A 20939-nucleotide genomic window follows, 5' to 3' on the forward strand; every position below is an offset into this window, starting at 1 on the left:
TCGAAGAAGGGATGAAAGACGCTCAGCGCAGCCGGCGCGCACGCGCGTGCAGATGCTCGCGCAGGCGCCGACCCTCGGGGCTGGCGAACCAGTCCGCGTGGCCGAGCAGATAACGGTGGTAGGCAATGTCGGCGTTGTCGGGCGAACGGGTGATGCCGGCGAAGTAGCCGATCTCGCTGAGCGCAAAATCCGCATGCACGATCGGCAGCAACGCCGCGAGCAGGCGCAGTTGCGCCGCATCCAGCGGGCAGTGCTGCGCGTAGCCGTCCAGCAAGGCGTCGAGCTGTTCCAGTTGCGGCTCGGCGCGCTGCGCGGTGTCCAGGTTCAGCCATGGAATCAGATTGCGTTCGATCGCCGTGGCCAGATCGAACAACGCGAAACTGCGATCGCACAGGCCGAAGTCGAACACCGCGCTGACCTCCGTATGGCCCGCATCGGTGTCCCACAACAGATTGGAGGCGTGCCAGTCGCCGTGCGTCCACAGCGGCGGCAACGCGCCCGGCGCAGAGAGCAACGGCCAGGCCTGCGCATGCCAAGGCAGCAGGTGGGTGGCGATGTCGGCGCGCCATGGCCGATGGCGTAGATCGGCCGCCAGCGCGGGACGCGATGCCAGCGCCTGTTCCAAGGCATGCAGCGGGTCTTGCTGGGTGAACAACGCCAGATTGGCCACCAGCACACTGGTCTGGCGCGGCGGCGCGTCGAATCCCTGTGCGCACACATGCAGGCGTGCCAGCGCGGCGCCGGCCGCGAACGCATGCGCAACGTTGCAAAACGGGGTCCACGACAAGGCATCGCGATACACGTCCTGGCCGCGGCCCACGCGTTGCACTTCGTAGACCCACTCCGCCTCGGCCAACGCAGTGCGGCCTTGTGCGTCGTGCAGGACTTCGACCACCGGCGCGCCAGCCCAGCGCAGATGCGCCATGAAGGCATGCTCCTGTCGCAGCGTCTCCACCGTGCGCACCCGGTGGTGATGCCGTTTGACGATGATCGTGCCGGCCGCCGTCTCCACGCACGCTGCCGCAGAAAACGGGCGCGCGCTATGCCAGCGCACGGTTTCAGTGCCGACGCCCCCGACGAACCGCTGCAGCACATGGTGGATCTCGTCGGCGCGCAGCACTGGCCAATCCGGCAAGGCCAGTTCCAGGCCCATGCCATGGACGTGATGCGGCCCGTTCATGGCTGCCCGCCGGCGACCGCGCGCGGTTTGGCTTGCGGATTTGGTATAGACCAGGAGGGTGGGGCCGATCGTTGGGGCCCGGCGCGCATGCCGGCAAGATCCAAGACGGCGCTGCCAGGCCGTCGTTGCAGCGCAGGCACCATCAGGCGGCCGCGACGCAGGGAGTGAAAGGGCAGCGCGAAACCGTGGGGTCGCTGGCCGTCATCTCGAAGCTGAAAAGTGGGAGGTGCGCCGCAGGGCGGCGTCCACGGAAGACCGCATGGCGGTTCCGGGCGCGCAGTATGCCCCCTGTATTTGCCGACCGCCATGCACCCGGCCGCTGCGGCGATGGCGCTGCGGACGCGCGGCACGGGATAATCGCCGGATGACTTCCCTTTCGATCGCCGCCGTCGTTGTCACCTACCAGAGCAGCAGCACGATCGATGCGTGCCTGGCGAGGCTGCGCGCGGCCGAGGGTATCAGCGAGATCCGCGTGGTCGACAACGCCTCCAGCGACGACACCCTGGATGTGGTGCAGCGGCATGCGTTGGCAGACGCGCGCGTGCAGTTCATCGCCAACCCGGACAACCCGGGCTTCGCCACCGCCTGCAACCAGGGCGCACGCGACTCGCAGGCGCCGTGGCTGGTCTTCATCAACCCCGACCTGATGGTCGAACACGACACGCTGCGCCGGCTGTGCGAGCGCGCTGGCGGCCATGCCGCGGTGTTGCTGGGGGTAGAGCAGGTGGACGAACACGGCCAGCCCGACGCTGCGGTACGCCGGCGTGACCCGGACTTTGCTGCCATGCTGCGTGCGCCGCGCGCCGCCGCCCAGCTGGCCGTGCCTGCGGACCCTGCCCTGGCGCTGCAACCGGTGGACGCCATCTCCGGTGCCCTGATGCTGATGCAGCGCAGCCTGTTCGACCGCCTGGACGGCTGGGACGGCGGCTACCGCCTGCATGCCGAGGACCTGGACCTCTGCCGGCGTGCGCGCCAGGCCGGCGCACTGGTGGCGGTGGCCAATGACCTGCAGGTGGTGCACGTGCGTGGGGTCTCCAGCCGTTCACGCCCGTTTTTTGTGGAATGGCACAAGCACCGCGGTCTGTGGCGGTATTTTTGCAAGTTCGAGTCCGCGCAACGCGGGCTGCTGGTGCGGCTTGGGGTCTGGGCGGCGATCTGGACCCATGCGGCGGCACAGATGCCCCGGCTGCTACGCCAACGCTGAGTTCGCCGCGTTAAATTTGTGATAAATCCGTGATGCGGTAGTGTCTGGAACTGTGATACGTTTCTCTTAGAAATGTGATCAACGTCGATTGCTTCCTGTCCCTTCCGGGTCCCCCACCAGGAAATCTGCAATGTCCCTACAGAACGACCCGCGCTCGCGGGTACGTCAGTCGTGTGCCACCCCCTCACTGTCCAGCTCGGTTGAGCGGGCGCCAGAGTGCAGCCAGCCCCAACGGCGTCCCATCCAGCGGGCGGCCATGTCGTTGCTTGCGGCGGGTTGCCTGATCGCCGCGCTGCCTGACACCGCCACGGCCGGTGCCTGGACCCAGCCACAAGGCGACACCCTGGTGATCGTCAAGGCGCTGCATAGCGATGGACGCGGTTGGTTCGATGACAGCCATCACCGCACCACCTTCGGTGATGGACAGCAATTCGATGGCAACGGGCGTAGCCGCCAGGACCAGCTCAATGTTTACGTCGAGCATGGCCTGACTGACCAACTGAGCGTCATCGGCAACTTCTATTTCACCGACGTGGGTTTCAGCAATCACGGCGGAGACGGCCGCACCCGCGCCAGCACCACCGGCTTCGCCGATCAGGAAATCGGCCTGCGCTACGCGCTGCCGAGTGCGCAGGACGATGTCTGGCGCAGTTCGGTGCAGGCACTGGTGAGCATCCCAGCCTATGGCCGCAGCAAGACCTACCACCCGAACACCCCTGGTGCGAATTCCGACCCGGCCTTGGGGTTGGGTGACTATGGTCTGGAGTTGCGCTACAGCCGCGGGCGTGGATACACGCTGGGTGGGCGCAATGGCTATGTCGACCTCGGCGGTGCGGTGCGTCTGCGCGGCAGTGCCGCCTCCGACGAACTGCGGGTGGATGCCTCCACTGGCCTGAGTCTGACCCCCAGCTGGCTAGTGCTTGGCGAACTCAACGTGATCCAGGGCTTGGGCAACGGGCGTAACAACTTCGACGTGCCCGGCTCTGCTGGTGGCGTCAGTTTCGTCGCCACCGGCACCAACTACGACCTCACCAAGCTGCAGCTGTCCACGTTGTATACCGCCCCCGGCGGTAGCCAGTGGCAGGTGGGCTACCAGCAGCCAGTGATGGGCCGCAATACCGGTGCTGCCGGCGGGCCATTCGTGGCCGCCTGGTGGCGGTTCTAGGGCAGGGCCGACAATGACGGTCACCTGCGAAATGGACGCGCTGGGACGGGCGCCGGATATCGGCCGCGAACGCGGCTTGTTGGGGCGTTCGCTGGTGTCTGCCGGCGTTATCACCGACGAGCAACTGCGCGCCGCGCTTGCCTTGCAGCAACGCTGGAATTCGCGCCTGGGCGATGTGATCCTGGCCCAGCGCGGCGTGCCGGCGCAGCGGTTCTACGCCATCGTGGCCGCGCACTTCGGGCTGCAGTTCGTCGACCTGGTGCAACAGCCGCCGGACCCCGAGCTGCTCACCGCCACCGACCTGGATGTGTATGCGCAGCGGCTGATCCTGCCGTGGCGGCGCGAGGACGGTGTGCTGGTGCTGGCCGTGGCCGACCCGGACCCGGCGCTATTCGCCTGGGCGCGCGAGCATTACGGTGCGGAAGTCCGCTTCGTCGGCACTGCCAAGTTCGACATCATCTGGAGCCTGCAGCGCTACGCCGACGAGCAGCTCACCGACAATGCGCTGAACCTGCTGGCCGCACACGCGCCTACCTATTCCGCACGCCAGGTGGTCACCCGCGGGCAGAAGTTCACCTTGTGGGCGATTGCCGCGGTGCTGGTAGCGGCGATCGCCGCATTCCCCATCATCACGCTGATCACCATCAATGTGCTGGTGGCGCTGGGCTTTCTGGCGACCTTTGGCCTGAAGTTGCTGCTGGTGTGGTTCGGCTCGCGCCACCGCATCGACATCAAGGTCACCGAAGACGAAGTGGCCGCGCTGCGCGATGACGACCTGCCGGTCTATACCGTGCTGGTGCCGATGTACAAGGAGCCGGAAGTCCTGCCGATCCTGGCCAATGCGCTGCGCAAGCTGGATTACCCGATCAGCAAGCTCGACGTGAAACTGGTGCTGGAAGCGGACGATTTCGACACCATCGAAGCGGCCAAGAAGCTCGGCCTGGAAGCATTCTTCGAAATCATCCGGGTGCCGCCGTCGCAGCCCAAGACCAAGCCCAAGGCCTGCAACTACGCGCTGCATTTTGCGCGCGGCGAACTGCTCACCATCTACGACGCCGAAGACAAGCCCGAGCCGGATCAGCTCAAGCGCGTGGTGGCTGCGTTCCGCAAGGCGGAAAAAGACGTGGTGTGCATCCAGGCGCGCTTGAACTACTACAACGCCGACGAAAACTGGCTGACGCGGATGTTCACGCTGGAGTACACGCTCTGGTTCGACTTCTACCTGCCGGCGCTGGAATACCTGCGCATTCCGATTCCGCTGGGCGGCACCTCCAATCACTTCCGGCTGGACGTGTTGCGCCAGGTGCGCGCGTGGGACCCTTACAACGTCACCGAAGACGCCGACCTGGGCGTGCGGCTGATCCAGAACGGCTACCGCGTCAACGTGGTCAATTCCACCACGTTCGAAGAAGCCAACGTCAGCATCCCCAACTGGATCCGGCAGCGTTCGCGCTGGCTCAAGGGCTACATGCAGACCTGGCTGGTGCACATGCGCGACCCGGTGCATCTGTACCGCAGCACCGGGTTCAAGGGGTTCTGGGGCTTTCAGTTCTTCATCGGCGGCGGCTTTTTCACCGCGCTGGGCGTGCCGGTGCTGTGGGTTCTGTACGCGGCGTGGCTGTTGACCGGGACCTCGGCGTTCGACCGCATCTTCCCGCCGTGGCTGGCCGCGGTCTCGCTGATCAATCTGCTGCTCGCCAACGGGTTTTTCATCTACATCACGCTGGTGGCCGCGTTCAAGCGCGACTACTTCAAGCTCGCGCCGTATGCGCTGACGGTGCCGTTCTATTGGTTGCTGCAGTCGATCGCGGCCTACAAGGGTCTGTGGCAGTTGATCCGCAATCCGTTCTACTGGGAGAAGACCACGCATGGCATCAGCAAGCATTCCGAACAAGAGCGCCGCGCCGCACTCGAAGAGTGAGCCGGGCGCCGCGCGCCGCGACAGCGGGCTGCCGGCGTTCCTGGTGGCGGTGGTGGCGTTGTCGCTGCTGAGCCAGCCGTTGCTGGTGCAGTCGTTGGGTAGCGCGGCACCGGCGGTGGCGCCCACGGTGGGGTTGCCGGCAACCGGCTTGCTGACCTGGCTGATCGACGTCGCTGCGCACCGCTGGAACCTGCCGTTCCAGGTGTGGCCGTTCGTGGCGGTGGCCGCCAATGCGCTGTTCCTGTCGTTGCTATGGCGCGATCTGGCCGGCGTGTTCGGGCGCGGCTGGGCCACCGGGTTGACCTTGCTGGTGGGCTGCAACCCGCTATTCCTGCTGCCGATTGCCGCCGGTGGCAGCCAGGCGGTTGGCCTGCTTGCGTTCTACGGGTTGTGCCGCACGCTGCGCCGCCTGCAGGCGCCGGTGGAGGCCTTCACTTACCTGCGCATTGCCGGCTGGCTGTGCATCCTGTTGTGCCTGGATCTGCAGACCCTGGCGCTGTCGACGATGGTCGCGCCCTGGCTGCTGCTGGTGATGCCGCCGCAGATGCTGCGCAAGGCGCCGGGATCGTTCTATCTGGTGTGCTACCTGCCGTTCGTGTTCCTGGTCGGCATGTGGGTCTACATCAATCTGACCATGTTCAATGCGCCGTGGCCGACGTTGTCCAGCATCGCCGCCGGTGCGCACCCGCTGCCGTTGCCGCTGCAGGCGCATGCCGACGGTTGGCTGCCGGCGCTGCGTTGGGGTGTGGCGGCGGTGGCGTGTTTCCCATTGCTGGCGTTGGTGATGCGCAGCCGCAGCGGCATGTTGGCGCGCGGCGTGCTCGCCAGTGCGGGTACGGTGATCTGCGCGGCGGCGCTGTCGTTCGCGTTCGGCTGGGCCGGTTTCGATGCCTTGCTGCTGCTGTGGGTGCCGGCCGCATTGTTGCTGCGCGCGCTGCGTGCCGATCAACGTGGCCAGGCCGCCGGCCTGCTGCTGTTGGGCGTGCTGGGTGCGGCGTGGGTGCAGCCGCAGGGCTGGGGCCGCTGGATGCAGGCGCCATCGGCTGAACAGGCACAGGCGCAGGGCGAGCCGATCGTGGTGACCGCGATGGCGGCGCTGCCGATGACGGACGGGCAGTCTGCTGTGGCAGCGCATGCTGCCCAGCCCGAAGCCGGCGCTGCGGTGCTGGCTGGCGGTGCGTCTGCGCTGGCGCCGATGGCTGCCGAGAACACTACAACCTCAAGCCCTACAACCTGCACTCAGCAGAAGGCGCTTTCGTCGAATCAGGTTTCTGCAGCATGTTCAAGCGCTTTCTAAACGCAACGTTATTGATGGGGTTGTGCGTGTTCGCCACTGGATGCCAGGCCGTGCCGACCTGGATGGGCGCCAACGTCAAGGTGTCGGCCAACGCGCCGTGGCAAAGCGACGCGGCAGCGCAATCGTTGAATGCGCTCGCCGACACCGGTGCGAGCAAGGCCTTGTTGGTGGCCTTCGTGTGGCAGGCAACGCCGCAGTCCAACGACCCGGTGCTGGGCAGCGACAGCAGCCTGGCCGCGATGCGCGCAGCGTTGCGGCAAAGCCACGCGGCCGGGCTGCAGCCCACGCTCAAGGTGCATCTGTGGATTCCGGGGCATTGGGCCGGCGATGCGGCGCCGGCCGACCAGGTAACGTGGTTTGCCGCCTATCAGCGCGCGCTGCTGCCGCTGGCACAGCTTGCTGAAGACGAGCACGCCGAGGCGTTGGTGATCGGTACCGAGCTGCGCCAATTGCAGGACGCACCGCAATGGCCGGCCTTAGTGGCGGCCGTGCGTGCGGTCTACGGCGGCAAGCTGCTGTACGTTGCCGACGGCATGGAGCACGCGGAAACATTCCGCTACTGGTCGCTGTTCGATGCGGTGGGCACCAGTCTGTATCCGCGTCTGTCTGAAGCGGCGGCCAAACGGCGGCCGGAGATGGAGGCCGCCGCGCAGCGCCTGCAGGACCTGGGCAAGCGCGTCGGTAAGCCGGTGTGGGTGGCCGAGCTGGGGCTGCGTTCGGCACGCGGCAGCCTGGCGGCGCCATGGGAGAGCCCGGAACAGCGCACCGCGGCGGTCGATACAAAACTGCAACTGCAGGTGCTGCAACAGTGGCGCGCGGTGTTGCAGGCGCATGGCGTGGAAGGCATCGCGCTGTGGTGCTGGTACACCGACCCCAAGGCCGGCGGTCCCGGGGATAGCGACTTCACCGTGCAGGGCAAGCCGGCGCAACGAGTGCTGGCGGAGTAAGCGCCGTTATCAGAACGACGGCGCAGCCGCGCCAAGTGAAAGCGGCCGGTGCTGGGAATCGGCATCTGCCACCGTACTCTCCGGTTCCTCCGCGTGGTCCGCAGCACCGGGCGATTGCTTGCTACGCGTTGTCAGCTGCTCCAAGTGGACGTGAATATGCTGCGTCGGAATGCGCGCGGTGCGCTGCGTTCAGTCGATGACTGTGCGCTGCAAGTTCGGCGCACATGCAATCGAGATGCGCGCGGATTTCCGTCGATACGATCCCGCTAGCTGAGTCGGTGCTGCGTCACGCGTCCTCGAACGACACGCGCCAGACAGGCGTGACCGCTGCGGAGCACATGGATAGTGCGTTCCAACCTCGCGGCTGCTCACAACGCGTCGCCCGCAGCCCTCGGCGTGATCGCAAATCCGCGTCCTGTACGCACTGAGCCCGCTTGAACGGCCTGACGGATGCAGCGCCGTATGCGTCTGCTGTTGCGTTTGTCTGCAGCGGGGAACACTGCCTGCGCTCACCGGTGTCTCAATGCCACGACACGCACCCGCCCCGCCGCTGCGGGCATAATCCGGCAGCATGATCATTCATTCGCTGCTCGACACCGATCTGTACAAGTTCACCATGATGCAGGCGGTGCTGCATCAGCACCCGGCCGCGCAGGTGGACTACCGCTTCAAGTGCCGCACACCCGGCGTGGATCTGGCGCAGTTCATCGACGAGATCTCGCGTGAGATCGACGCGCTGTGCCGGCTGCGCCTGCGCGAGGACGAGGTGGACTACCTGCGCAGCCTGCGCTTCATCAAGCCGGACTTCGCCGACTTTCTCGCGTTGTTCCACCTGGACCGCAAATACCTGACCCTGGCCGCCTCGAGCACCCACCCGGGCGAGATCGAGCTGACCATCCGCGGGCCCTGGTTGCACACCATCCTGTTCGAAGTGCCGCTGCTGGCGATCATCAACGAGGTGTGGTTCCGCAACACCTCCGAGCCGGATTTCGAGGAAGGCCGCAGCCGCCTGCGCGAGAAGGTACGCAGCCTGCGCAGCATGCCGGCCGGTTGCAAGATCGCCGATTACGGCACGCGCCGCCGCTATTCGCGGCAATGGCATGGCGAACTGCTGCCACTGCTGCGCGATGGTTTGGGCGAACAATTCGTCGGCACCAGTAATGTGTTTTTCGCCAAGCAGTACGGGCTGACCCCGCTGGGCACCATGGCGCACGAATACCTGCAGGCATTCCAGGCGCTGGGCCCGCGGCTGCGGGATTCGCAGGTCGCGGCACTGGACTCGTGGGCGCGCGAATACCGCGGCGACCTCGGCATTGCGCTGTCGGACGTGGTGGGCCTAGACGCGTTCCTGCGCGACTTCGACCTGTATTTCTGCAAGCTGTTCGACGGCATGCGCCACGATTCCGGCGACCCGTTCGACTGGGGCGAGCGGGTGATCGCGCATCTGGAAGCGCACCGCGTGGATCCGCGCACCAAGGTGCTGGTCTTCAGCGACGGGCTGAACATCGACAAGGTGATGCGGCTGTACGAACACTTCAGCCCGCGTTGCCGGCTGGCGTTCGGCGTGGGCACCAGCCTGACCAACGACCTGGGCCCGACGCCCTTGCAGATCGTCATCAAGATGGTCCGCTGCAATGGGCAGCCGGTGGCCAAGCTCAGCGATTCGCCGGGCAAGAGCATGTGCGAAGACCTGGGCTACCTGCGCTACCTGCGCGATGTGTTCGGCCTGCCGCCAATGCCGGAAGCCGAGGTGACTGCACGCGGCAGTCAGTGACGTCACGCGGCGGTGTGTGGCGTTGTACGGAAGCTGGTGTCAGGGAGTGGCCGGAAAAGTGAGATGCATCTCTCAATTGAGAGTTGGCAGCCGTTAACATTGGCATCACATTTGCATTCCTTGTATGCGGCGCCCGCATCATGGCGCCCACTTCCTCCGCCAGAGACCGACGCATGAGTGCCTCTGATCCATTGTCGCTGTACCGCACCCGCAGCTGCTCCCGGCAGTGGTTGGGCTTTGTGCGTGCGATGGCCGAGGAATTCGCTGCCGAGTTGCCGGAGGCAGATCTGGCCTTGCTGATGGCGCGGATCGGCCAGCGGTTTGCGCGCGCGCACCCGCTGGCGCCGTGCGCCACGCTGGAAGCGGTGGAGCAGGCCGCCAACCAGGTGTGGGACAGCTGCGACTGGGGGCAATGCACGCTGGACGAACACGCCGACCATGTGCTGATCCAGCACACCGGCGCACCGCTCAGCGTGGCGCTGGACGGCGCCAACTGGGGCGATGGATTTCTGCAGGGCGCGTACGACGCGTGGTTCCAGCATTTGGGGATGCTGGCAGGCCTGACGGTGCAGCGCACCGCGGGCGAGACGGTCGACCTGCGCCGCCTGGTGCTGGCGCGGACCGCTTGAGCATGTGTGATTGGGCACGGGGAGTGCGATGAAGAACAAGACCACCAAGACACCGGCCGGACACGACGATGTGTCGGGCCTGTTTGCGCGCCTGGGCGGGCAGGCGAGCGAGGGGTATCACGACTTCGCCTACACCCAGCTGGCACCGCGCGCCGCCGCCGGTAATTCTGCCGAAAGCGATGTCGATGCAACGAAGGCCGCTGCACCCGCTGCAACGCTCACCCCGGCCGCGACACCGGCGCCGGCAATCGCGCAGACGCCCGTGATGCACGTGGCACCGGCCGCGCTGAGCGCCGTGCCGGCCGTCATGGCCCCCGAGGCACCGCATGCCGATGCCGTGGCGCCGTTGCGCAAGCTGCGCCAGCCCGACGCGCCGGCCGTGCGCGCCGTGCCGGCCGAGCCGGTGCAGGCGGGGACACCGCTGCAGCAGCTGTTCGAGCGCCTGCTGCAAACCGATGCGCCCGCCGCGACACACAGCAGCCCACTCAAGCGCCTGCGTTCGCGTTGATCGCGCCTGTGCGTGCGTGTTGCCACCAGCGCCCTGGCACTGGTCTTTCCGTTTTGCCGAAGACTTCAAGGATGTTTCGATGACCGCTGCCAGCCTCCGTTCCGGCTCACCGTTGCCCACCCTGGCGACCTGGTCGCTGTGGCTGCTGGGCGCGCTGCTGCTGGTGTTCGTGGTGGCGGTGCCGATGGATGTCACCCAGCAGCTGGTGTTTTCCGGCGTGCTGTTCGGCGTGGCCCTGGCAGTGCGCAACCGCGGCGGGCGCGTGGTCATCCTGATGATGATGGGCATGTCGCTGGCGGTGTCGTGCCGCTACATCTGGTGGCGCACGACCCAGACCATGGGCGTGGGCAGTGCGGTGGATTTCATCCTCGGCCTGGGCCTGCTCGGGGCCGAGTTGTATGCGTTCGTGATTCTGGTGCTGGGCTATTTCCAGGTGCTGTGGCCGCTCAATCGCAAGCCGGTGCCGCTGCCCGCCGACCAGAGCCTGTGGCCGAGCGTGGATGTGTTCATCCCCACCTACAACGAGCCGTTGTCGGTGGTGCGCACCACCGTGCTGGCTGCCAGCGTGATCGATTGGCCGGCCGAAAAAATCACCATCCATCTGCTCGATGACGGCCGCCGCGACGAGTTCCGCGCGTTCTGCGCCGAGGTCGGCATCAATTACGTCACCCGCACCAACAATGCGCACGCCAAGGCCGGCAACATCAATGCAGCGTTGAAGAAGTGCAGTGGCGAATACGTGGCCATCTTCGATTGCGACCACATTCCCACCCGCTCGTTCCTGCAGGTGGCGATGGGCTGGTTCCTGCGCGACACCAAGCTGGCGCTGGTGCAGATGCCGCACTATTTCTTCTCGCCGGATCCGTTCGAACGCAACCTGGATACGCACGGCAAGGTGCCCAACGAAGGCGAGCTGTTCTACGGCCTGCTGCAGGACGGCAACGACCAGTGGAATGCGACGTTTTTCTGCGGCTCTTGCGCGGTGATCAAGCGCACCGCGCTGGAAGAAGTGGGCGGCGTGGCGGTGGAAACCGTCACCGAAGATGCGCACACCGCACTCAAGCTGCAGCGCCGTGGCTACCGCACGGCGTACCTGGCCGTGCCGCAGGCCGCCGGGCTGGCGACCGAAAGTCTGTCCGGGCACGTGGCGCAGCGCATCCGCTGGGCACGTGGCATGGCGCAGATCGCGCGAATCGACAATCCCTTGCTTGGCCGCGGGCTCAAGCTCTCGCAACGGCTGTGCTACCTCAACGCGATGCTGCACTTCTTCTACGGGTTGCCGCGCATCATCTATCTCACCGCGCCGCTGGCGTATCTGTTCTTCGGCGCGCATGTGATCCAGGCCTCGGCGTTGATGATCCTGGCCTACGCCTTGCCGCACATCCTGCAGGCCAACCTCACCAACCTGCGCGTGCAAAGCCGTTTCCGCCACCTGCTGTGGAACGAGGTCTACGAGACCACGCTGGCCTGGTACATCTTTCGCCCGACGTTGGTGGCCTTGCTCAATCCCAAGCTCGGCAAGTTCAACGTGACACCCAAGGGTGGCCTGGTGGCGCGCAGTTATTTCGATGCGCAGATTGCAAAGCCCTATCTATTTTTGCTGCTGCTCAACGTAGTGGGCGTGGTCGCCGGCGTGCTGCGGCTGATCTATGTGGGCGGCACCGGCGAGCAGCAGACCATCTGGTTCAACCTGGCCTGGACGCTCTACAACATGGTGCTGCTCGGCGCGACGATTGCCACTGCCAGCGAGACGCGGCAGGTGCGCAGCGCGCATCGCGTGCCGCTGGATATCCCGGTGAATCTGTACCTGCCCGACGGCAGCGCGCTGGCCTGCCGCTCGGTGAATTTTTCCACCGGCGGCATGGCGATCAAGCTGGCGCAGCCGCAGCCGATCGAGCCCGGCCTGGCGGTGCAGGTGGGCCTGAGCCATCGCGGCCTCGAACAGACTTTGCCGGCCGTGGTGCGGCAGGACCGCGACGGCCAGGTCAGCATCCAGTTCACGCAGATGTCGATGGAGCAGGAACGCTGGCTGGTGGCGTCCACCTTCGCGCGTGCCGACATCTGGCTTTCGCAATGGGGCCAGCACGACCGTGATTCGTTCTGGCGCTCGATGGGTCAGGTGCTGGCCGCCAGCGCGCGCGGCTTCGGGCGCCTGGGCGGTCATATCGTGGACAGCGCGCGGCAGGGCTTTCGCCCGTCGCGCCCGGTGGATCTGGAGTCGTGAACGTGGCGCGTGGTGTTTCCCTTTCCTTTGCAAAGAAGCGGCTGATGCGAATTTCTCCGGCGATGTTGACCTGTGCGCTGACCTTGCTGGCGGGCCTGGCCCAGGCGCAACAACCCGCGCCCGCCGAAGCGCCCGCCGCGATGCCCGCCGAGCAGGCTGCTGCCGACGCAACGACCATGCCGGTGCCCAGCGCGCCGGTGGCCGGCAGCACGCGCGCCTCCACGCTGCGTGAGCTGGGTATCGACTACGAAATCACCCTGCGCGGCGTGCAGGGCAGCGCCGGCGTGCCCTTCAGCGTGCGCAGCGATGAGATCGTCACCGCCGCTACGCTCAATCTGAAATACAGCTACTCGCCATCGTTGCTGCCAGACCTGTCGCATCTGAAGGTCACCATCAACGGCGTCACCGTGGGCACCTTGCCCACCGACAAGGCCAACGCCGGCAAATTGCTCTCGGCGGATCTGCCGATCGACCCGCGCCTGGTCACCGATTACAACCAGCTCAACCTGCAGCTGATCGGCCACTACACGCGCGAGTGCGAGGACCCGGACCACAGCAGCCTGTGGGCGAACGTGGATGCGGCCACCACCTTGTCGTTGACCACCACGCCACTGGCGCTGGCCAACAACCTGGCGCTGCTGCCGGTGCCGTTCTTCGATGTGCGTGACACCCGCCGCCTGGAACTGCCGTTCTATTTTCCGCAGCAGCCGGACATGGCCACGCTGCAGGCGGCCGGCACGGTGGCGTCGTGGTTCGGCACGTTGGCCGGCTACCGCGGCGCGACGTTCCCGGCCTCCACCTCTGCGCTACCGGCCACCGGCAACGCCGTGGTGTTCGCCACGCCGGCCACCTTGCCGCCGCAATTTGCCACTGCCGACAGCGGCGTGGCCGACATCCGCGGCCCCACCGTGGCGGTGGTGGTCAACCCGACCGATCCCAACGGCAAATTGCTGCTGGTGCTGGGGCGTAACGCGGAAGAGTTACAACGCGCGGCCACCGCGCTGGCGTTGCGCGCCCCGCTGACTGGCGCGGTGGCGCGCATCGGCGAGCTCAGCGCACCGGCGCCGCGCGCGCCGTACGACGCGCCCAAGTGGGTTTCCAGCGATCGCCCGGTGCGTTTCGGCGATCTGGTCACCCAGCCGAGCGCACTCAACGTCACCGGCTATCACCCCGACCTGATCCGGGTCGGCCTGCAGCTGCCGCCGGACCTGTTCGTGTGGGAGCGCGACGGAATTCCGATCGACTTGAAATACCGCTACACGGTGCCGGACGTCGACAACAAGTCCGCGCTCAACGTCAGCATCAACGAATCGTTCGTCACCACGTTGCCACTGACCGGCCTGCCGTATGCCGAGTCCACCCCGATGCGGTGGTGGAACAGCCTGGGCACGCGCGGCGCGATGCCGGTGAACCAGCGTCTGACGCTGCCGGTGGGCGCGTTCTCGGCCAATAGCCAGCTGCGTTTCCACTTCTTCTTCGATCGCCCGCAAGGCGAGGAGTGCAAGAACAGCTTCCCGGACGTGTCCGGCGCCATCGATGCCGATTCCACCATCGATCTGAGCGGCTTTCATCACTACATGGCAATGCCGAACCTGGCGGCGCAATGCCGAACCTGGCGGCGTTCGCCAATGCCGGCTACCCGTTCACGCGCCTGGCCGATCTGTCCGAATCGGCGATCGTGCTGCCCAATAACCCTGGCGACCAAGACCTGAGCAATGTGCTGACCCTGCTCGGGCGCTTCGGCGCGTCCACCGGGTATCCGGCGCTGCACGCGCAGATCATCGCGCCCGGCGCGGTGCAACAGCATGCCGACCGCGATCTGCTGCTGCTCGGCGGCGCCAATTCGCAGCCGTTGTTCAAGCAGTGGCGCGCCAACCTGCCGGTGGGCCAGGACGGGCAGTCCACCCGCTTCCGTCTGACCGACTGGTTGTTCGACACGCTGCCGCGCTTCCTGTCGTTCGACGCGCGCCGCACCGATCTGCCGACCACCGCAGAAATCGCACTGCAGCCGCAGCCCGATGACGTGCTGCTGATGGGCTTCGAATCGCCGTTGAAATCCGGCCGCAGCGTGGTCGCATTCCAGACCGAAGACCCGGCGAATATGAGCCGGCTGTTCGATGCCTGGTTCGACCCGGCGCTGCTCAAGGATTTCCAGGGCAGCGTGGTGGTGTTGCAGCAGAAGAAAGTCACCAGCCTGGTCGGCAACCAGACCTATTACGTGGGCCATCTGCCGCTGCCGACCTGGCTGCGCTGGTATTTCTCGCATCACCCGGTGTGGCTGGCGGTAACAGTGATCCTGCTGGCCTTGCTGATGGCGCTGGCTGGCCGCGTGCTGCTGCGGCGGCACACCGCCGAACGGCTCAACGAAGGCCGCAGCGCATGAGCAGCCGCGACCAGCCCACGCCGATGACGCGCCGCAGCCTGCTGCGTGCCGGTGCGCTGAGCGGGCTGGCCGCGGTGTTGCCGGCGCGCGTGCTTGCTGCGCCGCTGCAGTGCGGGGCGTGGCCGCTGTGGGATGCGTTTGTCGCCAAGCACATCCAGCCCGACGGCCGGGTGGTGGACTTCCTCAATCCCGACCAGCGCTCCACCTCCGAAGGCCAGTCGTATGCGCTGTTCTTCGCGCTGGTGAACAACGACGCGGTGCTGTTCGACAAGGTGCTGGGCTGGACCCGGCACAACCTGTGCGCTGGCCGCCCCGATCTGAATCTGCCGGCCTGGCTGTGGGGCCGCGACAGCAGCGGCGATTGGCGCGTGCTCGACCCCAATACCGCTAGCGATGGCGAGTTGTGGATCGCCTACGCGTTGCTGGAAGCCGGCCGTCTGTGGAACCGCCCTGGCTACACCAAGGCCGGCCAGCAGGTGCTGCAGCTGATCCGCGCGCAGGAAGTGGCCAACCTGCCCGGGCTGGGGCCGATGCTGCTGCCTGGGCGCACCGGATTCACCGCGCCGGGGCGCTGGGCGCTCAACCCCAGCTACCTGCCGCTGCAGGTGCTGCGCCGCTGCGCCAATGCCGACCCCAAGGGCCCATGGGCGGCGATTGCGCTCAACGCCACGCGCGTGCTGCGCGACAGCGCGCCGGTGGGGCTGGCGCCGGACTGGACGGTGTGGGACGGCAAGGCCTTCAGCCCCGATCCCCAGCGCGGCAACGTGGGCAGCTACGACGCCATCCGCGTGTATCTGTGGGCCGGCATGCTCGACGCCGGCGAGCCGCTGCGCACCAAGCTGCTGCGGGACCTGTCCGGGCCAATGGACCTGCTCGCCGCGCAAGGCAACTTCGCCGAAAAGATCGACACCACGCGCGGTGTCGGCACTGGCGCGGCACCGGTCGGATTTTCCGCCGCGCTGCTGCCGTACCTGAGCGCGCTGCGCCAGCCGGCGCTGCTCAAGGCGCAGGCGCAACGCCTGCCGGCCGCTGCACAACCGGCGGCCGCCGCGCTGCCGTATTACGAACGCACGCTGGCCCTGTTTGGACAGGGCTGGCTTGAGAACCGCTACCGCTTTGCCGCAGACGGGCGCCTGCTGCCCGCCTGGAGAACCCCTGCATGCTCCGCAAGAACCTGAGACCGCTTTACCTCGCCGGTGTGATCGACCTGTGCCTGCTCGCCGCGCCGGTCCATGCGCAAACCAGCGCCACCCAGCAACTGGTCAGCCAGGGCAATTACTGGCACGACCAGGGCCGCGACGATCTGGCCGCCGATACATGGAAAAAGCTGCTCGGCATCGATCCGGACCAGCCCGACGCGCTGCTCGGCCTGGCCCAGATCGACCTGGCGCAGGGCCGCCAGTCCGAAGCGCGCAAGCGCCTGCAGCAGCTGGAAGCGGCCCATCCGCAATCGCCGCAGGTGCAGCGCCTGCGCGTGGCGATCGGTGCCCGCGGCAACGCCAATGCCGGCGAAGATCCGAATCTGCGCAATGCCCGCCGCGCCGCCACCGCCGGGCGTTATGTGGAAGCTGCGCGCAGTTACGAAGCCGCCTTCGCCGGCAAGCCGCCGCCGCCAACGCTTGCGTTGGAGTATTACCAGTCGCTGGCCGGCACGCCGACCGGTTGGGAGCGCGCACGCAACGGGTTGCGCGCACTGCAATCCAGCGAGCCGGCCAATGCGTCGGTGCAGCTGGCACTGGCGCAGGTGCTGACCTACCGCGAGCCGACCCGGCGCGAGGGCATCGCGCAATTGCGCGCGCTGGCGCAGCGTGCCGATGTTGGCGGGCCGGCACGCAACAGCTGGCGCCAGGCGCTGCTGTGGCTCAACGCCAGCGCCGCCGATGCGCCGTTGTATCAGGCCTTTCTGGCCGGCACGCCCAACGATGCGGAAGTCACCACAAAACTGGGCCAGTTGCGCGAGCAGCGCACGGCCGCAACTGCCGCTCCGGCCGATCCCAACGGCGTGCTGCTGGGCGAGGGCTTTCGCGCGCTCACCGCCGGCAATCTGAGTGCGGCCGAACAACGCTTTACCCAGGTGCTGCGCGCGCGCGCGACCCCGACGCGTTGGGCGGCCTGGGCTCGGTGCGCCTGCGGCAGCAGCGCTTTGCCGAAGCGCAGGAACTGCTGCGCCCGGCCGCCGCCGGCAACGGCAAATGGCAGAGCGCCTACGACAGCGCGCGCTATTGGCAACAGTTGCAGCAGGCCGAGGCCGCGCGCGCGCGCGGTGATCTGGCCCAGGCGCGGCAACTGGTGGAGCAATCGATCCAGTTGCTGCCCAACGAGCCGGCCGGGCATGTCGCGCTGGGTGGCCTGCAGGCGGCCAGTGACCCGGTGGCGGCCGAGGCCAGCTATCGCAAGGCCTTGTCGCGCGATGCCGACAACGCCGGCGCCTTGCAGGGCCTGGTGGGGCTATACAGCCGCCAGGGCCGCATGCAGGAAGCCAGTGCATTGTTCAACCGGCTGCCAGCGGCCGAGCGCGCCAAGTCCGGGGGCGAAGCATTGCTGCGCTCCAACGTGCAACGCGCCCGCGCGCGCCAATCACTGGAGGCTGGCGACAACGTCAGCGCGCAGGCGGAGCTGGAAGCGGCGATGGTCGAGCGCCCCGGTGATCCGTGGATCCGTCTTGACCTGGCGCGCCTGTACCAACAGGCCGGGCGCCCGGACCAGGCGCGCAGCGTGATGGACGGCTTGCTCGCCGTGCATGGCGACCAGCCCGAAGCGCTGCATGCCAATGCCTTGCTCGCCCAGGAAACAGGCGACTGGCAGAGCGCGTACGCCAGCCTGGAGCGCATTCCCAGCGCGGCTCGCACACAGGAGATGACTCAGCTGCGCAACACCGCCTGGATCGAACTGCAGGCGCGCCAGGCACGTTTGCTGGTCGCGCAAGGGCGGGCGGGCGAAGCGCAACAATTGCTGGCGCGCACTGAAACCGCGCTCGGCAACCAGCTCGACGACCCGCAACTGCTGGCCGCGCTGGCCGGTGCGCACGCCGATGCCGGCAACACCCCGCGAGCATTGACCCTGGCCCAGCGCCTGGTCACCGGCGCCAACCCGAGTACCGAAGACCGCCTGCAGTACGCCGGCGTGCTGCTGCGTGCGCATCAGGACGCCGAACTCTCTGCAGTGCTGCGCCAGCTGCAGGCGATCACCATGACGCCGGAGCAGGTGCGCCGGTATCGCACGCTGCGCAGCGCCTACACACTGCGGCGGGTCGATGCCTTGCGTGAGCTGGGCAATCTGGAAGGCGCCTACGACGCGTTGTCGCCGGTGCTGGCGCAGCAACCAGACAACCGCGATGCGCAGGCCGCACTGGCGCGTCTGTACGCCGCCGCCGGAGACCAGCGCCAGGCGCTGGCGCTGTATCAACAGCTGCTGCAGCGTCATCCCAATGATCTGGACATCCTCACCGCCGCCGCCAACAGCGCCGCTGCGCAGTCGGATCTGGCCAACGCCGAGACTTATCTGCAACGCGCGCTGGCACAGGCGCCGGAGTCGCCGGAAGTACTGGCCGCCGCCGGCCGCGTCTATCGCAGCGCCGGCAAGAACCGCAAGGCCGAGCAGTATTTCCGTGCCTCGCTGGCCGCGCAACAGCGCCAGGCCGGCCAGTTGGATAACGGCCTGCCAGCGGCGCACGGCAGCGCCGCCGTGGCCTCGGCCGGGCGCCCGCTCAATCCGTTCTCCGGCATCACCGGTGGCATGCGCAGTTCGCCGGCAGTGCTGTCCGACCGCCTCGACGCAGGCGCTGCCAGTTACGACAGTGCGCAGCCAGTCGCCGTGTCCCAAGCACCTGCGCGTTACGCCAGCAGTGCGCCGGCCAGCATCGATGGCGGCAGCGGCGACGATCTGCCACCGCCGGTCAGCGCCAGTGCCGGCCCGGCACCGTTGCCGGTGGCTAATCAACGCAGCCGGCTACCCACCCGCAGCGAGGCCTATGCAGCGCCCGCAGCGCCGTCCCGCGACGATGCCTATGCAACGGCGCCGACGCAGGCGCCACGGTTTGGCGGTGCGCGCGGGCAGGCCCTGCCGGCTGGCACGACGGGCAATAGCGTGCTCGACGAATTGCGCGCCGTGCAATCCGAAAACAGCGACAACCTGGCCGGCGGCGCGCTTTACCGCTCGCGCGATGGCGAAGATGGCCTGGGCCGGCTGGACGACATCGAAATGCCGGTGCAGGCCGAGTTCTCGGTGGGCGAGGGCAAGCTCGGCGTCACGCTCACCCCCACGGTGGTGGATGCCGGCACGCTCGGCACCGAATACGCCACCGCCAGCCGCTTCGGCAGTGGCCCGCAAGCCGCCGTCAACGATGCCTTGGCCGCCGACCGCAGTGCGATCGATACGCTGGTGGGCTCGTCGGTGTATCAGTTGATCGCCACCGAAGGCGACACCGTCGCCACCCGCGAGCGTTTGCGACGCTATGCCTTGAACACCGGTTTGTTCGGCGAACTGCTCACCGAAAACAACAACAGCACCGCGGCCGCGGTGGCTGCGCTGGCCAACGAACCGTTGCCGGCGTATCTGCTCAGCATCAACGCATCCAACACGCCGATCGCCCAGCTCGCGCGCGACATCCTCACCAACACCGCCATCAGCCAACAGCTTGCCGCTGGCGATGCGGCCGCGTTGCAGGCGCTGGCTGGCAGCAGCGCCGCCGCGCAGCAGACGCCCACCACCCTGGTCGACACCTTGAACAGCATGGCCGCGAACGGTAACGGCGCCCGCCGCCTGAGTCAGGACGACACCGGCGTGGGCGTGGGCGTGCGTTATCGCAACGGCGGTTTCAGCGCGGATGTAGGCAGCACGCCGATTGGGTTTCAGGAGCAGAACATCATCGGCGGGGTTGGCTACCGCGGCGAAATCGGCGACACCGTCAACTGGTCGGCCGAAGCCTCGCGGCGTGCGGTCACCGACAGCGTGTTGTCCTTCGCCGGTGCGCAGGATGGGCGCAGCGGGCGCGAATGGGGCGGGGTGACCAGCAATGGCGTGTCGGTCTCGGCCACCGCCGACAACGGCCTGCTCGGCGGTTACGCCAATCTGGCCGCGCACCGGTTGGTGGGCAACAACGTGGCCGACAACGACCACCGCCAGGTCGACCTGGGCTTCTACGTGCATGCGCTGGAAACCCAGAACCAATCGCTCACCGCCGGCGTCAATCTGACCGCCATGCAGTACGACAAGAACCTCAGCGGTTTCACCTACGGCCACGGTGGCTACTTCAGCCCGCAGGACTATGTGGACCTGGGGTTCCCGGTGCACTGGAGCGGCCGCAGCGCCGGGCAGACGGTGAACTGGAAGGTGGACGCCAGCATCGGTGTGCAGCACTTCACCACCGAAGCCACGCCGTATTTCCCGACCGATCCCACCTTGCAGCAGGCCGCCTACGATGCCGCCTCGGTCGCGGCGTTGCTGGGCCTGGTCAACCGCTATACCGATCCGGTGTACGCGGGCGAAAGCCGCACCGGCGTGTCCTACAACCTCAGTGGCGCAGCCGAATGGCAGGTGGCACCGCAGTTGTTCCTGGGTGGGCGCATGACCTTCAACAACGCGCGCGACTACAACCAGTTCAGCAGCAATCTCTATCTGCGTTTCGTGCTGGATCGGCTGGGCTCCGCGCTAGGCCGCGCGCCGCAGGTACTGACTTCGCCGTACGCGGCGGATCACTGAGCCAACG

Annotated in this window: 11 protein-coding genes and 2 pseudogenes; 12 read left to right on the plus strand and 1 reads right to left on the minus strand. The window is 67.1% G+C overall.

All coding sequences use genetic code 11. The annotated features are described in order from the left end of the window. Window positions 1-22: 22 nt before the first annotated feature. Window positions 23-1180, minus strand: coding sequence for a phosphotransferase enzyme family protein (locus ACCQ01_RS03965; RefSeq protein ID WP_228431517.1), 1158 nt, complete (start codon window positions 1178-1180; stop codon window positions 23-25). 364 nt (window positions 1181-1544) lie between these two features. Between ACCQ01_RS03965 and ACCQ01_RS03970 the strand changes: the two genes are divergently transcribed. The 12 genes and pseudogenes from ACCQ01_RS03970 (at window position 1545) to ACCQ01_RS04025 (ending at window position 20932) form a co-directional block, all read left to right on the plus strand. After that, complete coding sequence (locus ACCQ01_RS03970; protein WP_228431518.1) at window positions 1545-2384, plus strand: glycosyltransferase family 2 protein; 840 nt, start codon at window positions 1545-1547, stop codon at window positions 2382-2384. A gap of 256 nt (window positions 2385-2640) precedes the next feature. Beyond that, window positions 2641-3549 carry a hypothetical protein gene (locus ACCQ01_RS03975; RefSeq protein ID WP_372358858.1) on the plus strand — a complete coding sequence of 303 codons (909 nt, stop codon included), beginning with the start codon at window positions 2641-2643 and terminating at the stop codon, window positions 3547-3549. Window positions 3550-3562: 13 nt separating this feature from the next. After that, window positions 3563-5470: a glycosyltransferase family 2 protein gene (locus tag ACCQ01_RS03980; RefSeq protein ID WP_040941800.1), complete on the plus strand. Its 1908-nt coding sequence runs from the start codon at window positions 3563-3565 to the stop codon at window positions 5468-5470. Between the two features lie 49 nt (window positions 5471-5519). Next, window positions 5520-6767: a hypothetical protein gene (locus ACCQ01_RS03985; RefSeq protein WP_228431627.1), complete on the plus strand. Its 1248-nt coding sequence runs from the start codon at window positions 5520-5522 to the stop codon at window positions 6765-6767. Continuing rightward, entirely contained in the window at window positions 6749-7714 is a 966-nt protein-coding gene (locus ACCQ01_RS03990) for a glycoside hydrolase family 113 (protein WP_228431520.1), read from the plus strand. The genes ACCQ01_RS03985 and ACCQ01_RS03990 overlap by 19 nt, the downstream gene beginning before the upstream one ends. 571 nt (window positions 7715-8285) lie before the next feature. Beyond that, a complete protein-coding gene (gene pncB, locus ACCQ01_RS03995) occupies window positions 8286-9488 on the plus strand; it encodes a nicotinate phosphoribosyltransferase (protein ID WP_228431521.1) in 1203 nt (400 codons plus the stop codon). Between the two features lie 173 nt (window positions 9489-9661). Then, window positions 9662-10117, plus strand: coding sequence for a cellulose biosynthesis protein BcsD (gene bcsD, locus ACCQ01_RS04000; protein WP_228431522.1), 456 nt, complete (start codon window positions 9662-9664; stop codon window positions 10115-10117). Between the two features lie 28 nt (window positions 10118-10145). Continuing rightward, window positions 10146-10625: a hypothetical protein gene (locus ACCQ01_RS04005; protein WP_228431523.1), complete on the plus strand. Its 480-nt coding sequence runs from the start codon at window positions 10146-10148 to the stop codon at window positions 10623-10625. A 79-nt stretch (window positions 10626-10704) separates the two neighbouring features. Beyond that, the gene (gene bcsA, locus ACCQ01_RS04010) at window positions 10705-12849 is read left to right on the plus strand and encodes a UDP-forming cellulose synthase catalytic subunit (protein WP_014506626.1); all 2145 of its coding nucleotides are present in this window, start codon (window positions 10705-10707) and stop codon (window positions 12847-12849) included. A 44-nt stretch (window positions 12850-12893) separates the two neighbouring features. Continuing rightward, window positions 12894-15232, plus strand: a pseudogene (gene bcsB / locus ACCQ01_RS04015) (cellulose biosynthesis cyclic di-GMP-binding regulatory protein BcsB). Next, window positions 15229-16410, plus strand: coding sequence for a cellulose synthase complex periplasmic endoglucanase BcsZ (bcsZ, locus tag ACCQ01_RS04020; RefSeq protein ID WP_228431524.1), 1182 nt, complete (start codon window positions 15229-15231; stop codon window positions 16408-16410). The pseudogene bcsB and the gene bcsZ overlap by 4 nt, the downstream one beginning before the upstream one ends. Next, window positions 16392-20932: pseudogene (locus tag ACCQ01_RS04025) on the plus strand (cellulose biosynthesis protein BcsC). Before bcsZ ends, ACCQ01_RS04025 begins: the two are co-directional and overlap by 19 nt. Window positions 20933-20939: the final 7 nt, after the last annotated feature.

Origin of the sequence: Xanthomonas sp. NCPPB 4037 (assembly GCF_041475695.2) — a bacterium.
In the GTDB taxonomy this organism is placed as follows: domain Bacteria; phylum Pseudomonadota; class Gammaproteobacteria; order Xanthomonadales; family Xanthomonadaceae; genus Xanthomonas; species Xanthomonas campestris.